Genomic DNA, 13,286 nt, shown 5'->3' with positions numbered 1-13,286 from the left:
TTGGCCCGGAGGGAGTATTCCTTGCCGTCGGCCCTGGTATCGGGTTTGATCACCTGAGCCCGAACGCCGGGGCAGCTGGTTCTCAAGTTCTGGTCCGATATGTCAGGTGGCCGCCGGCGTCTGACCGGCAAGGGCGCGGCGGGCCGTCCCGCCCTCAAGGAGTTCGCCGGCCCGGGCTGCGACGAGTTCGCTCAGGAAGCCGATCTCCTCCGGTGCGGGCACCTTGGCCGCCGCGGTGGCAGCCGACTCCAGCACGGTTACCGCCGTCGCGCGCGCCTCCCCGGCATCCATGCCCCACGACGCACCTTCCCGGATGACATGATCCAGGGTGAGGTAGTTCAGCCTTGATTGGCCTCCCACGACGTGGCCGGCGTTGTTGCTCCGGGCGTAGAGCAGCAGGGTGGGGGCGATGTCGTAGAGCGGGGCGAGCAAAACTTCGCCTCCGTCCCGAATCAGTAGTGAATAGTTTTTCGAGTGCGCATCCCCGTTTCCGATCACGAGGTTGAAGGTGATGGCCCGCAGCAGCGCGCGCCGGAACTCCCGGTCGTCCCTGGTGTGCGGTGCAGCGGCTCGCACGAGCTGGGTCAGGCGGGACGGCGGCGCAGTGGAGGTTTCATACTTGGAGGTGCTGGCCAGCGCCAGAGCCTGGGTGAAGTCTTCCTGGTGCAGCCGGCCACCGTCCGGAGTCCGGTCGTATCGGGTCACGACGATCGCCTGGCGGGACCCGAACGTCTCCAGATGCGTTTGTGCGGCGGGCAGTCCGGCGGCAGTGGCCACCTTCAGGGCCCAGTCTTCCGAGGCGAGCAGGTGCGGCACCGGCGAATCGAGCGGCTCCGGTTTGATGATGTGTGTGGACACTGCCCCGCGGCCCGGCCAGGCCCAGCCGTCACCGTGTCGGCTGAGCAGCACCTTCGACTGAATGCCGCCCAGCGAAGCGGTAACCGCGAAGTCATCGGGCAAGTCCCAGGTGGGCAGCGCCTCGACGAGGCCGACGACCTCATCGACCGTCATCGACTGTAAGCCGGCCGGGCCATCAGGGGACGTGCCTGCCGGGAGCGCCTGGACGGCGCCGGCGCAGTCGGCGCCCAGGATGGCGAGCAGCCCCAGGGCATCAGGGGTCGAGAGTCCGCTTTCTGAAGCGAGATGCGAACGGAGCTGACCCTCCGGCAGGAGTCCGTCAAAGTAGTTGTACACCGCGGTCCCGTCGATCTTCTTCCGGTCCACTGGGAGCGACAGGGACAACAGAATGGAGGAAGCGCCGTACTCGGCGACGACGTCAGGGTCGTAGCGGAAGGACATCCTCAGGCCAGACCCGCTCAGGATGCCGACGTGTTCCCCATACAGGAATACGTCGAGGCTCTTGCTCCGCGGGCTCACGCCTTGACCTGTAGCTTCGCGAACCGGGGGACCAGGGCGACGTCGCGGCCTAGCACCCGGATGGCGTCCATGGCGACAACGATTGAGACTGCTTCGCCGTGCTCGAGCCTGACAATAGTCCGTCGGGCGGTGCCGAGCCGGTCCGCCAGATCTTGTTGGGTCAGGGACGCTTCCTTTCGGGCATCGCTGATGGCCCGCCCCAGGGAGGCTGCGTCGACAACCCGGTAGAACGGAGTTTGTGACATATATTGATCATACGCGCCCAATTCCCATTTGTGCCAGATATGGCCTATTTGTCCGTACCGGGGGTTTGCGACAGATCTGGCACACCCGCTGTCCGACAGAAAAGGTAATCGCTGGGCCGGAGGTTTTGGCAGGAATCCGGGCGGTTCGTGCATCGCCATGGAATGTTTCCGTGGCGAGACCGGTTGCCACAGGCGAGTGGATCCACCAGCGCTCACCACGGAAATCTGCGGGACCGATCCCGCGTACGAGGAGGAACTATGGGTAACTTCAAAGGCAAGACAGCGCTCGTCACCGGCGGAGGTTCAGGACTCGGGGAAGCGATCAGCAAGGACCTCGCGAAGAACGGTGTCAACATCGTTGTCGTGGACATCAACCTCGACGGTGCCACGCGTGTGGCCAACGAGATCACGGCCGCAGGCGGCACTGCCGTTCCGTTCCAGGCCAACACAGCGATCGCCGAGGACAGCAAGAAGGCCGTCGACTTCGCGGTCGCGACTTATGGCGCACTCAACTATGCCGTCAACAACGCAGGCATCGGCGGCGCCAACGCTCCAGTCGGCGACGTCGACATTGCGGATTGGGACCGGGTCATCGCCATCAACTTGAGCGGAGTCCTCTATGGAATGCGATACCAGATCCCGGCCATCCTTGCCGCGGGTGCCTCCGAAGGCGCCATCGTGAACATGGCCTCGATCCACGGCACCGTCGCCGCTCCCGGCAACGCCGCTTATACCGCGGCGAAGCACGGCGTCGTGGGCCTGACCAAGAATGCTGCGGCTGAATATGGAGCCCAGGGGCTGCGCGTCAACGCGATCGGGCCCGGCTATATCGATACGCCGCTGCTGGCCGCTGCGCCGAAAGAAGTCGTCAACGGGCTCGAGGCTAAGCATCCGCTTGGCCGCCTGGGTCGGCCGGAGGAAGTCGCGAACGTCACCACCTTCCTCCTGTCGGACAAGGCCAGTTTCATGACCGGATCGTACGTACTCGTCGACGGCGGCTACACCGCCGTCTAAGCCTCACCGCTAGCAGCTTGCGGCTACTGCGCACTGATCCATCGGGGAATTGGGGATTCACCGGTGGATCGGTGCGCAGTCCGAGTCGGCGCTGCAACGGGCGGACGGAAGCGGCCGTGACGTGGTGGCCCACCGGGGCCATACCGGGATCCGCGTGGCAGGATGGATTACATGAACCGGGATCCCAGGGCGGCGTCATCAGCTCCGCCCCCGGCCCCGCATGGGATCCGCGCCCTGTTCAGCCTGAAGGATGCACCGAGCCGCTGGCCGGTCGGACTGCGGGCCGCGATTTGTGCAGGGGCGCCGCTGCTGGTCGGTTGGCTGACCGGACAGACCGCCGCCGGGTTGATGGCCACCCTCGGAGCCTTTACCGCCCTCTATGGCAGTGGCCGGCCCTACCTAAACCGCGCCCGGTATTTGGCGTTGATCGCGCTCGCATTCGCATTTACCGTAGCCCTGGGCATGTCGGTGAAGACCATCCCGCCGCTGGCGGTGCCAACCATCGTGGTGATCGCCATGGCGGCCACCTACATCTGCAGCGCCCTGCGCGTGGGCGGACCCGGGGCCTACATGTTCACGCTGACCTGCGCGGCGGGGACAGCGGTTCCGGCGACAGGGATGGCCCCGGGCCTCGCCGGCCTTCTGGTGCTCGCTGGCGGGGCATTCTCATGGGTGGTCCATATGGTCCCGGCCCTTTTCCGGCCGCGCGGACCGGAAAAGCACGCCGTGGCGGCCGCCGCCCGGGCCGTGGCCGCCTACGCGAGGACGGCCGGCTCGGCTGGTCAAACGGGAGCGCAGCACCGCGCTGCTTTGGCGTTGAATGCCGCGTGGGCGGCGCTCGTGACCTACCAGCCCACCCACGGTCGGCAGGGGGCTGCGCTGAACGGGCTCCGGGGCATCAGCCGGCAACTGCACCTGTTATTTGCCGAAACCATTCGCTCGGGCGCCCGCGGGGGCACGCTCGACCCGGCGGTGGCGGACAAGGCCGCCCATCTGGCAACCGTTGCCGTCAACCCGCCGCCGGCTACGACGCCCCATGGGTCGATCCCGCTGGGCGCCCCTGGTCCTTGGGAAGCCTTGCGTACGGGGCTGCGCCGAGGTTCCGTCTCGGAGCTGGTGGTCCTTCGTGTAGGCGTCGCCGCACTCGTCGCCGGGATCGCTGCAGGACTGCTGGAACTGCAGCGGGCCTATTGGGCGGTGGCCGCCGCCGTGCTGATCCTCCATATGGGGATGGACTGGATGCGTACATTGCAGCGAGGCGCCGAGCGGCTGGTAGGCACGTGGATCGGGCTTTTGCTGGCCGGGGCGGTGTTGGCCGTTCATCCCCAAGGGCTATGGCTTGTTGCGGTGGTCATGGTCTTGCAGTTCGTCATCGAAGTGACAGTGATGCGCAACTACGCCCTCGCAGCGGTGTTCATCACTACGGTTGCCCTCACCATCGCTTCCGGCGGGCAGAAGGTCGACGACGTTGCGGGCCTGCTTCTTGCCCGGGGCGTGGATACGACCATCGGCTGCGGCATCGCGCTTGCCGTGTTCGCCCTCCTGACACCGCGTGCCAAAATAACGCGAATCCCCGAGGCTTTGACGGCGACACTAGACGCGGCGGGCACCGTGGTTGACTTCCTGGCCGCCTCCGAAGCCAACACCCGGCGTGCGCATCTGGCCCGGCGCGAGCTGCAGGCAGCGGTATTCACCCTCGGCGCTGCCTACGACACGGCCGTGGGCGGCCCGAGCGAGCAACGCCGCGCTGCCGAACAGTGTTGGCCCGCCGTGTCCGCGGCCCAGACCTTGGCCTACAGCATCCTGTCGCTTTGCTGGATGCTGGGGCGATCCGACGTAGACATGGACGGAGAAATCACCGGCGCCTTCGGCCCCGATACCGGTGGACTGGCGGCGGTTCACGAAGCCTTCGGAATCCTCAAGGCAGCCATCCTGACCGGCGGGACGCCGGAACCATTGCCGGAACTGCCGCGGTTCCTGTCCCAGGAAACAGCGACCCTAAGAGATTCGCTGCCCGTGGCCCCACACTGAACCCAACTACTTGTTACCTCAATGGGGTCACTGTTCCGCTAGCTGTTTGCAGTCTCGGCTGCCGGATCTATGCTGGTGGCTCAGGGACCGGTATTTGTGCGGCAGCAGGTTTACCCAGAGAAGTCGAGGCGATGTCATGAGCAATGAGTCCGAGCAGAAGAAGTTTGAAGAAGAAGTCGACGCCCTTGAGGAGGCGCAGCCGACCCAGGAGTTCGAGCGCCAGATCAGCGGCGAAGAGTGGCACGGTGATTCCGCCGACCAGGCCAACGACCTGCGCGAATACGAAGAGGAACGGGAAATCCGCGAGCAGTCACGCCGCCCCGAGGAGCCGAACAAGTAGCGCATTGGCCCCGATCTGAACCCAAACCGACGGCAGGAGCCGCCAGCGCGCCGTGATGCGGTTGCACAACGGGCAAAACCAAGGGAAGGGACGGCAGGCATGGACATCGAGGATGTGGACCTGCTGGTGTTCGGGGGAGGCAAGGCTGGGAAAACCCTGGCGATGGACCTGGCCAGGGCCGGCAGGACCGTCGCCATGGTGGAGCGTTCGATGATCGGGGGAACCTGCATCAATGTCGCCTGTATCCCCACCAAGACCCTCATCAACAGCGGCCGGGTGCTGGCAACCATCCGCAGGGCCGCTGAATTCGGTATATCCGGCGCTGAGGACCCGCAAATGGACCTCAGCCTGCTGCGCCACCGCAAGGAAGACGTCGTGGACACCATGGTCAGGGGCCAGCTGTCCTCCTTCACCGGGTCGGGTATGGACTTCATCCTCGGCGAAGCGAAATTCGTCGGCCCCCGGACAGTCGAGGTGACCGTGCACGACGGCGGCGTGCGCACCCTGCGGGGCACCGACGTCGTGCTGAACCTGGGCACTGAACCGCTCCTGCCGTCCATCGAAGGCCTGGCGGAGTCGAAAGTGCAGACCAGCAACACCCTGCTGGAGCTGGAATCGCTGCCGGCGAGCATCATCGTGCTGGGCGGCGGATACGTCGGGTGTGAGTTCGCGGACCTGCTCAACACCATCGGCGTCAGAGTCACCCTCGTCCAGGGCGGCGGACAACTGCTCGCCCGGGAGGACGCGGACGTTGCCTCTGCCATCGAGCAGAACTTCACGGACGCCGGCATCACCGTGCGGCTGGGGGCCAGGGCCCACAGGATCGCCCGCGCCGCAGACGGTACCGTCGCGCTCACGCTCGCCTCCGGTGAGACCCTGAGCGCGGAAGACATCCTGGTGGCGGTAGGCCGTAAGCCAATGACCGGCGGCGCGAACCTCGAAGGTGCCGGCGTGGAACTTGACGACCGCGGATACATCCGGGTCGACGATCAGCTGCGCACGACTACCGACGGAGTATGGGCAGCAGGTGACGCCGCCGGAACGCCCCAGTTCACCCACGCCTCCTATGACGACTACCGCGTGCTCAAGGCCAACCTGGCGGCAAGAACCGGCGCCGGCCAGCCGCGCAGCACCGCCGGCCGGTTGATTCCCTACAGTGTGTTCACCACCCCCGAGCTCGGCCGGGTAGGCCTGAGCGAGCGGCAGGCCCGGGACGCCGGCTACGCCGTCCGGATCGCCAAAATGCCGGTAACGGCCGTTCCCCGTGCCCGGACCGTGGGACATCTGGAGGGCTTCTGGAAAGCCGTCATCGACCGCGAGACCAACCAGATCCTCGGCGCGGCCCTGCTGGGCACCGAAGCCAGCGAAACCATCGCCGTGGTGCAGATGGCAATGCTCGCCGGAATGGAATACACCGCCCTGCGCGACGCTATCATCACCCATCCGACCATGGCCGAAGGCCTGACCCTGCTGTTCACTCCAGCCTTCCTCGAAGATTGAGCAGCGCCCGGGACGGCGGTCCTGCCGCCGCCGGGACATCCCGGCACTGTTGCACCGGCTTCAGGTGGAGTAGGTTGCTCGGGTGGAAGACACATACCAGGCTTTTTCGACACACCTGGCGCGGAGGAGCATGCCTTCCTGCTGTATTCGGTCACTGACGCCACCCGACTGGGTACGCGGCTGACCCACCTGCTGGATGAAGCCGACCGGGAGGCCGGCGGCTCCGTGGACGTCGTGGTCATCGGCAGCGGCCCCACGGGCGTCGAGACAGCCGGCGCCTTGGCCGAAAACGTCAAGTTCGTGGTGCCCAAGTACTTTTCGCCGGAACTCGCGGCCCGCTGCCGTGTCCACTTGGTCTACATGGTCCCGACCGTCCTTGGTGCTTTTTCCGTAAAGTCGCAGGACTACGCCAGACGACGCCTGACGAAGATCGGCGTTCGGCTGCACTTGGGAGTCGGCGTGACCGAAGTCCGCGCCGACACTGTGACGCTCGCCGACGGGACCGGCATACCCGGCGGGGTCGTGGTGTGGGCCGGTGGACTGAAGGCAGGAGGGATCATTGCCGCCTCCGGTCTGAGGCAAGGGAGGGGAGGCCGCATCGATGTCCGCCCGGACCTGACCGCCCCGGACGTTGAGGGAGTGTACGTCCTTGGCGACTCGGCCACCATGACCGATTCGACCGAGGCCAAACTGCCGCAACTGGGCTCCGTCGCGCAGCAGGCTGGGAAGTGGGCGGCCGTTCGAGTACTTCGACAAGGGATACATGGCGATGATCGGCCGAGGCGCTGCGGTCGCCGAGATCGGACGCAAGCGTATCCAGTTGCAGGGGCCCTTGGCATTCGTGTCCTGGCTCCTGGTGCATCTGGCCCTTCCGTCGGGATTCCAACAGAAGGTCCGCGCACTGTTTTCCTGGCTGAACGGCTACATCGCCCACAGCCCCGCACAGGTCGTCGTCGGCCGGCCGGAGTGACGGCGGCGGCTCGGCGGGATCCACACCCACCCGCCCAGTAGCAGAGCCGAAGGATCCTTGCCGTCGCTTAACTGGCCGGTGCCTCAGGGTAATTTTGTTGACACATCATCAAAGTGCCGCCTAGAATAATTGAAACATCAACTATTCTGATCGGTGAGACGCCATGTCCTGGTTCAAAATTTTTTCCCGCAAGTCCAAGGCCGGTCACTCCGCTACATCGGTAGCACCACGCGCGAGTGCCACTGTCGCAAAGGCTCCCGCCGAGGTTGTCCCGGCCGCCGATCCTCTGGCGGGCAACGCCCTGCCCAAGATTGCCATCATCACGGGCGCCAGCCGGCCGGGCAGTGTGAACAAATCCGTCGCCGAGTGGGTCCTGGCCCAGGTTGCAGGCCGCACGGACGCAGACGTCGAGCTCGTGGACATCGCCGACTTTAACCTCCCCCTGCTGGACGAGGCCTATCCCGCCGCCTACCAGAACTACCAGAACCCGGTAACCAAGGCCTGGTCCGCCAAGATCAGTGAGTTCGACGGCTACATTTTCGTGGTTCACGAATACAACCACACCGCAGGCCCGGTGCTCACCAATGCCTTGTCGTACCTGAACGCCGAGTTCAACAACAAGGCCGCCGGCTTCGTGTCCTACGGCTCCATGGGCGGCGCCCGCGCCGTCGAGCACTTGCGCGAGACCCTCTCTGAACTGCAGCTTGCCCACGTGCGCAACCAAGTGATGTTCTCCCTCTTTACCGACTTCGAGAACTTCTCCGACTTCAAGCCGACCGAGCAAAACGCCGACACCCTGGCCCCGATGGTGGACCAGTTGGTCTCGTGGGCCAAGGGCTTCGCTACCGTCCGCTAAAAAATCCCGGCACTAGCTGCCAAGATTAACTCGCGGCCGCGACGTCACACTTCGAAGTGTGACCTCGCGGCCGTGGGTTTTTTGTTGTCTCGCCGTGGTCCATCCCGGCCGCTGGACGCCTTGCCGGGGCAGGCTGTTCGGCCGCCCGGACGCAGAAAGGCTCCCCGGTTCATGCCCGGGGAGCCCTTTTCTTGCCAGTTGGAAAAATCTTAGACGCTGGTGACAGCCAACTGCTCGTCACGCACGGACTCCATGGCGCGGGCCCAGACGGTGAGCTGGTCAACCATCGGGGCCAGGGTGCCGGCGGACTGCTCAGTCGGCTTGAAGACGGAGAAGTTCTCGAAGTCGGTGAACAGTGAGAACATGACGGTGCGCTGCACGTGTGCAATCTGCAGCTCGGAGAGGGCACCGCGGAGGTGCTCTACGGCGCGGACGCCGCCCATGGAGCCGTAGGACACGAAGCCGGCGGCCTTGTTGTTGAACTCGGCGTTCAGGTAGGACAAGGCGTTGACCAGAACCGGGCCTGCGGTGTGGTTGTATTCGTGAGCGACGAAAATGTAGCCGTCGAACTCGCTGATCTTGGCGGACCAGGCCTTGGTGTGGTCATTCTGGTAGTTCTGGTACATGGCCGGGTAGCCCTCATCCAGCAGGGGGAGGTTGAAGTCGGCGATGTTTACCAGTTCGAACTCGGCGTCGGTGCGGCCGGCGACCTGGGCCAGGACCCACTCGGCGACGGACTTGTTGACGCTGCCCGGACGGCTGGCGCCGGTGACAATCGCGATCTTGGTCATGCTTTATCCCCTTAGGAAAGAAGGTTGTTGACGTGTCACTAAAAATGTTGACATATCAACAATATGACGTCAAACTTGAACTATCAACTATATGGAGAACTTGTGATGAAAAACACGCAATGGCTGGATGAGCGCGAGAACGAAATCTGGCGCGGATTCCTTGCGGCATCACAGCTACTGGCGACCTCCATGGACCGTCAGCTGGTGCGGGAGTCGCAGCTTTCCGGGGCCGAATACGCAGTGCTTGTTCCACTCTCGGAGCATGCGGACGGCGTGGTTCGTGCCCGCGATCTGGGCAAGTCCCTGGGCTGGGACCGCAGCCGCCTGTCCCACCTGCTCAAGCGGATGGAAGCAAGGGGCCTGCTGGAGCGAAAGAACTGCTCCTCCGATGCCCGCGGCCTGGATGTGGAGATTACTCCGGGCGGGCGGGATGCAATAGAGCACGCGGCGCCGGGTCATCTGGAGTTCATCCGCACCCATTTCTTCGACCGGCTCACCCGCGAGGAACAGGACGCTCTGGCTTCGGTGAGCCGGAAGATCATGGCCACGCTTCAGTCCGAATGCGACTAGTCTTGTCATGCTTTTCCGCTGCACCATCTGTGCCGCTGCCTACTGGTGTCCATCGATCTGCTCGCATTCACCCGGGTGTCGTTCCTTGTCTCCGCCGTCGCCGGGAATCGACCGGCTGAGGCCGTCAAGGATGAGGTCTAGCCCGAAGTCGAACTCGTCGCCGAAGTCATAGCCGGGCTTAAGGACGTGTTCGGCCGCAATCTCCATCATGCGGGGGTATTTTCCGGTGGAAAAGCGCTCAACGATGGGTGCTGTGATTTCGGCAGCGGTGTCCCGGCTATTGAACGGCAGGGCGGCTTCCTGGAGCGCGAACCCGTAGATATAGCTGTCCAGCAACGCGTAGGCATGGGCGGTCATCTGAATCGAAAACCCAGCCGCCCTCAAGGTGCCCAAAGTCGCTTCGTGGTGGCGCAGGGTCGCTGGGCCAGGGGAAGAACGGCTTTCCAGCAGGCCGACCGCCCATGGATGCCTTCTGAGCGCTGCGCGCATGGCGTGCGCCCTTCGCTGCATTTCCTCCCGCCAGTCGCCTGCGGGAGAAGGCAGTTCGATTTCGCCGAAGACGATGTCCACGATGCCGTCCAGGATTTCATCTTTGTTGGCCACGTAATAGTAAAGAGACATGGGCTTGGTTCCCATGCTTTGAGCAAGCGAGCGAATGGTCAGCGCGGCGATTCCCGACTCATCTGCGAGATCCACTGCGCAGCCGAGCACCCGTTCCCGGCTGAGCGGGAGGCGCTGCGATGGGACGGCTTGCGTTGTTGACATGGGGCTCCTTTGGCTCTAGTGGTTTAGTACACTGTACGATACTCTCTCCTTAGTACAGCGTACGAAAATCCTGTTGCGCACACCAAATGTTGTGAGTTGCGCACACCAAATGTTGTGAAAGGAACGGCAATGACCTCTGGCCAGCATGTTTCGGAGACCCAATTTTCAGATGGCCCGCCCGCGCCGGAGCCCAGGATGCGGGCCATCGTGCAGGAAGCTTACGGTTCCGCCGACGTCCTGCACCTGGCGCAGATCCCCCGAGCGAAGATCGCCGGGAACGAAGTGCTGATTCGGGTCCACGCTGCGGGCCTGGACCGTGGCACATGGCACGTAACCCGCGGCCTGCCTTACGCGGTGCGTCTGGCCTACGGCCTCCGCGCCCCCAGGAACCCCGTGCCAGGGATGGATCTGGCAGGTACCGTCGTGGCGGTCGGAGCTGAAGTGACCCGGTTCACCGCGGGAGACCACGTTTTCGGCGTCGGGAAAGGTTCTTTCGCTGAATATGCCACGTCCCGCGAGAACCAACTCGCTCGCAAACCAAGGAACATCAGTTTCGAACAGGCCGCCGTGGTCCCGGTTTCCGGTTGCACTGCACTGCAGGCCCTCCGCGCCGCCACCCAGATATTGTCGGGACAGGAGGTGCTGATCCTTGGTGCCTCAGGGGGAGTGGGCAGCTATGCAGTGCAGCTCGCCAAGGCGTCCGGGGCCGAGGTCACGGGCGTTTGCAGCACAGCGAAAATGGACGCGGTGCGCGGCTTTGGCGCCGACCACGTCATCGACTACACCAAACAGGACTTCGCCGATGGAACTGGACACTATGAGCTGATCCTGGACGTCGCTGGGAATCCCACCCTGGCGCGTCTCCGGAGCGCACTAACTCCCACCGGCACCGCCGTCATCATCGGTGGTGAGGAAGGCGGCTCCTGGACGGGCAGCATCGACAGACAGTTCCGGGGCGTGGCCTTGTCCCTGTTCATCCGTCAGCGGCTGACCATGGTCCTGGGCACCCAGGGCACGGAAGACCTCGAACACCTCGCCGTACTCATCGAATCAAGGGTACTTACGCCGGTGGTCGACCGCATCTATCCTCTAGAGCAGGTCCCCGAGGCAATGCGCTATTTCGACGCCGGTAGAACCCGCGGGAAAATCGCGATCACCATATAGGAACCCAGGCACCATCTTAGAAACCCAGGATCAAACAATGAATAACAACGCAGCCGGAACCGTCGCGTATCCCAACCCGCCAAGGGAGAAAATGAGTCCCGTGCACATGTTCTTTGTGATCTTGGGAGACTTGCTCGCTGCTGGTTCTGCCGGCGTTTTCGTCAATTCCCGGTCGCTCCCCGCAGGGCTCGCGATGCTCGCGGTTGGAGCCGCGCTGATTATCCTTGGGGCAGCCGGACTCGGAGGGAGAATGTTCCCCTCCCTTCCGGGAGGCAGCGGAGAAGCAGGAGGGGCTTATCCGTCACGGTTGGAAGGACATCTGGATCCGAATCTCTCGCGATGGAAATGGCTCGTCAAATGGTTCCTCGCCATTCCGCACTACATAGTGCTCGCGTTCCTCGGCTTTGCCTCAGTCGTGGTGACTATCGCTGCAGGATTTGTGATCCTGTTTACCGGCCGCTACCCGGCATCGCTTTTCCACTTCACCGTTGGGGTCATGCGCTGGAATTGGCGGGTGGCTTTCTACGCCACCGGAGTGCTGGGCACCGACCACTACCCGCCATTTACCCTCGCGCACACCGACTATCCTGCCACCTTCGAAGTGGACTATCCCGAAAAGCTCTCCCACTGGCAAGTGCTCGTCAAGTCCTGGCTTCTCGCCCTTCCGCACGTGGTTATTGTCGGATTGCTCACCGGCAGCATCTGGAGATCCTCCACTGAGGGTGGGACAAACGGGATATCGCTGCTCGGCTTCCTCGTGTTCATCGCTGCCGTGATCCTGCTGTTCACCGGTGTCTACCGCTGGGGACTCTTCACCTTGATCATGGGAATCAACCGATGGGTCTATAGGACCATCACCTACGTTGCACTGATGAGCGACAAGTATCCGCCGTTCCGCTTGGACCAGGGGCCGCTCGAGCCGCGCCGAGCCCCGGAAACCCCAGGCAGCGACTGAGACAGGCACTGGCAGTACCTGTTATAACAGGCACTCCCACGCGGAGGCAGGGACTGGTTTCCTTGAATCAGTCCTCCGTTGCACTAGCCAAAGGAACGCACGATGAAACTCGTACCGCCTACGCCCACGGCCAAAGCCCCGAACGAAAGGTTCACAGGAGACGTCTACCTCAACTCACTCCACAACGGGGAGGCGCCCTCGCGTCTCGTCGCGGCACTGGTCCGCTTCACGCCAGGTGCCCGCACGAACTGGCATTCCCATCCCTTCGGCCAGACCCTGCACTGTACCGACGGAATCGGTCTTGTTGCCACACGGGACGGCAGCGTGGTCCTCATGCGCGCAGGAGACACCGTCCACACGCCGCCCGGCGAGGAACACTGGCATGGCGCAACGCAGGACAACATGATGTGCCACCTGGCCTTGGTGGAACACGACAACGGGGAGAGCGCCACATGGCGTGAACCCGTCAGCGACCGGGACTACGCATCCGCCCACGCCAGGCGATAACCCAAGCTCCGCGTCACGCTACGCACCTTTTTGGCACTCGGGTTCGCCTCGGCCCCCGGAATCCCGGGCCGCAGTCGATGCGAGGCACCCTAAAACTTGCTCTGCGTGACGCCGAGAAGGCCAGCAGCAGACGTCGGGTTCCCGCCCCGCCGGTTTACGGCAAACTTGCAGCTTATGCGCGGGTCCCGTGCCGTGAACCGG

13 protein-coding genes and 1 pseudogene are annotated in these 13,286 nt (G+C 63.9%); 10 read left to right on the top strand and 4 right to left on the bottom strand.

Annotated elements, in window-relative coordinates; translation table 11 throughout:
- Positions 1 to 102: 102 nt before the first annotated feature.
- On the bottom strand, positions 103 to 1,377 hold the full coding sequence (locus ABD884_RS18575; protein WP_345049309.1) for a type II toxin-antitoxin system HipA family toxin: 1,275 nt from the start codon (positions 1,375 to 1,377) through the stop codon (positions 103 to 105).
- Positions 1,374 to 1,622, bottom strand: a complete 249-nt coding sequence (locus ABD884_RS18570) for a helix-turn-helix transcriptional regulator (protein WP_345049297.1) — start codon at positions 1,620 to 1,622, stop codon at positions 1,374 to 1,376. Before ABD884_RS18570 ends, ABD884_RS18575 begins: the two co-directional genes overlap by 4 nt.
- A 258-nt stretch (positions 1,623 to 1,880) precedes the next feature.
- Here ABD884_RS18570 and ABD884_RS18565 point away from each other — a divergent pair, with 258 nt between their 5' ends.
- The 6 genes and pseudogenes from ABD884_RS18565 (at position 1,881) to ABD884_RS18540 (ending at position 8,333) form a co-directional block, all read left to right on the top strand.
- Positions 1,881 to 2,636 carry an SDR family NAD(P)-dependent oxidoreductase gene (locus ABD884_RS18565; protein WP_345049292.1) on the top strand — a complete coding sequence of 252 codons (756 nt, stop codon included), beginning with the start codon at positions 1,881 to 1,883 and terminating at the stop codon, positions 2,634 to 2,636.
- A gap of 171 nt (positions 2,637 to 2,807) precedes the next feature.
- Positions 2,808 to 4,667, top strand: a complete 1,860-nt coding sequence (locus ABD884_RS18560) for an FUSC family protein (protein ID WP_345049287.1) — start codon at positions 2,808 to 2,810, stop codon at positions 4,665 to 4,667.
- A gap of 136 nt (positions 4,668 to 4,803) precedes the next feature.
- Complete coding sequence (locus ABD884_RS18555; RefSeq protein WP_345049285.1) at positions 4,804 to 5,007, top strand: hypothetical protein; 204 nt, start codon at positions 4,804 to 4,806, stop codon at positions 5,005 to 5,007.
- 99 nt (positions 5,008 to 5,106) lie between these two features.
- Positions 5,107 to 6,507: a dihydrolipoyl dehydrogenase family protein gene (locus ABD884_RS18550; RefSeq protein ID WP_345049280.1), complete on the top strand. Its 1,401-nt coding sequence runs from the start codon at positions 5,107 to 5,109 to the stop codon at positions 6,505 to 6,507.
- Positions 6,508 to 6,600: 93 nt separating this feature from the next.
- A pseudogene (locus ABD884_RS18545) lies at positions 6,601 to 7,477 on the top strand (NAD(P)/FAD-dependent oxidoreductase); the annotation flags it as partial.
- Positions 7,478 to 7,778: 301 nt separating this feature from the next.
- Complete coding sequence (locus ABD884_RS18540; protein WP_345055054.1) at positions 7,779 to 8,333, top strand: NADPH-dependent FMN reductase; 555 nt, start codon at positions 7,779 to 7,781, stop codon at positions 8,331 to 8,333.
- Positions 8,334 to 8,542: 209 nt separating this feature from the next.
- On the opposite strand, the gene ABD884_RS18535 is transcribed toward ABD884_RS18540, so the two are convergent.
- Entirely contained in the window at positions 8,543 to 9,124 is a 582-nt protein-coding gene (locus tag ABD884_RS18535) for an NADPH-dependent FMN reductase (RefSeq protein ID WP_345049276.1), read from the bottom strand.
- A 105-nt stretch (positions 9,125 to 9,229) separates the two neighbouring features.
- Here ABD884_RS18535 and ABD884_RS18530 point away from each other — a divergent pair, with 105 nt between their 5' ends.
- Positions 9,230 to 9,694 (top strand): MarR family winged helix-turn-helix transcriptional regulator, encoded by a 465-nt coding sequence (locus ABD884_RS18530; protein ID WP_345049272.1) that lies wholly within the window; start codon positions 9,230 to 9,232, stop codon positions 9,692 to 9,694.
- A 39-nt stretch (positions 9,695 to 9,733) separates the two neighbouring features.
- On the opposite strand, the gene ABD884_RS18525 is transcribed toward ABD884_RS18530, so the two are convergent.
- Positions 9,734 to 10,459 (bottom strand): TetR/AcrR family transcriptional regulator, encoded by a 726-nt coding sequence (locus tag ABD884_RS18525; protein WP_345049266.1) that lies wholly within the window; start codon positions 10,457 to 10,459, stop codon positions 9,734 to 9,736.
- Positions 10,460 to 10,588: 129 nt separating this feature from the next.
- On the opposite strand from ABD884_RS18525, the gene ABD884_RS18520 reads away from it, so the two are divergent.
- The 3 genes from ABD884_RS18520 to ABD884_RS18510 all read left to right on the top strand — a co-directional run bounded on the left by ABD884_RS18520 (position 10,589) and on the right by ABD884_RS18510 (position 13,085).
- Complete coding sequence (locus ABD884_RS18520) at positions 10,589 to 11,623, top strand: NAD(P)-dependent alcohol dehydrogenase (protein WP_345049263.1); 1,035 nt, start codon at positions 10,589 to 10,591, stop codon at positions 11,621 to 11,623.
- Positions 11,624 to 11,660: 37 nt separating this feature from the next.
- A complete protein-coding gene (locus ABD884_RS18515) occupies positions 11,661 to 12,578 on the top strand; it encodes a DUF4389 domain-containing protein (protein WP_345049259.1) in 918 nt (305 codons plus the stop codon).
- Between the two features lie 102 nt (positions 12,579 to 12,680).
- Complete coding sequence (locus ABD884_RS18510; protein ID WP_345049256.1) at positions 12,681 to 13,085, top strand: (R)-mandelonitrile lyase; 405 nt, start codon at positions 12,681 to 12,683, stop codon at positions 13,083 to 13,085.
- The last annotated feature ends 201 nt before the right edge of the window (positions 13,086 to 13,286 follow it).

The sequence above is a fragment of the Arthrobacter methylotrophus genome (genome assembly GCF_039539965.1).
In the GTDB taxonomy this organism is placed as follows: domain Bacteria; phylum Actinomycetota; class Actinomycetes; order Actinomycetales; family Micrococcaceae; genus Arthrobacter; species Arthrobacter methylotrophus.
Note: the sequence above shows the minus strand (reverse complement) of the source record. Positions and strands in the feature narration are given on the sequence as shown.

Excerpts from the sequence above, each read along its gene's own strand:
- ABD884_RS18570 (WP_345049297.1), bottom strand. The coding sequence starts at position 1,622 with ATGTCACAAACTCCGTTCTACCGGGTTGTCGACGCAGCCTCCCTGGGG.
- ABD884_RS18565 (WP_345049292.1), top strand. The coding sequence starts at position 1,881 with ATGGGTAACTTCAAAGGCAAGACAGCGCTCGTCACCGGCGGAGGTTCA.
- ABD884_RS18560 (WP_345049287.1), top strand. The coding sequence starts at position 2,808 with ATGAACCGGGATCCCAGGGCGGCGTCATCAGCTCCGCCCCCGGCCCCG.
- ABD884_RS18555 (WP_345049285.1), top strand. The coding sequence starts at position 4,804 with ATGAGCAATGAGTCCGAGCAGAAGAAGTTTGAAGAAGAAGTCGACGCC.
- ABD884_RS18550 (WP_345049280.1), top strand. The coding sequence starts at position 5,107 with ATGGACATCGAGGATGTGGACCTGCTGGTGTTCGGGGGAGGCAAGGCT.
- ABD884_RS18535 (WP_345049276.1), bottom strand. The coding sequence starts at position 9,124 with ATGACCAAGATCGCGATTGTCACCGGCGCCAGCCGTCCGGGCAGCGTC.
- ABD884_RS18530 (WP_345049272.1), top strand. The coding sequence starts at position 9,230 with ATGAAAAACACGCAATGGCTGGATGAGCGCGAGAACGAAATCTGGCGC.
- ABD884_RS18525 (WP_345049266.1), bottom strand. The coding sequence starts at position 10,459 with ATGTCAACAACGCAAGCCGTCCCATCGCAGCGCCTCCCGCTCAGCCGG.
- ABD884_RS18520 (WP_345049263.1), top strand. The coding sequence starts at position 10,589 with ATGACCTCTGGCCAGCATGTTTCGGAGACCCAATTTTCAGATGGCCCG.
- ABD884_RS18515 (WP_345049259.1), top strand. The coding sequence starts at position 11,661 with ATGAATAACAACGCAGCCGGAACCGTCGCGTATCCCAACCCGCCAAGG.
- ABD884_RS18510 (WP_345049256.1), top strand. The coding sequence starts at position 12,681 with ATGAAACTCGTACCGCCTACGCCCACGGCCAAAGCCCCGAACGAAAGG.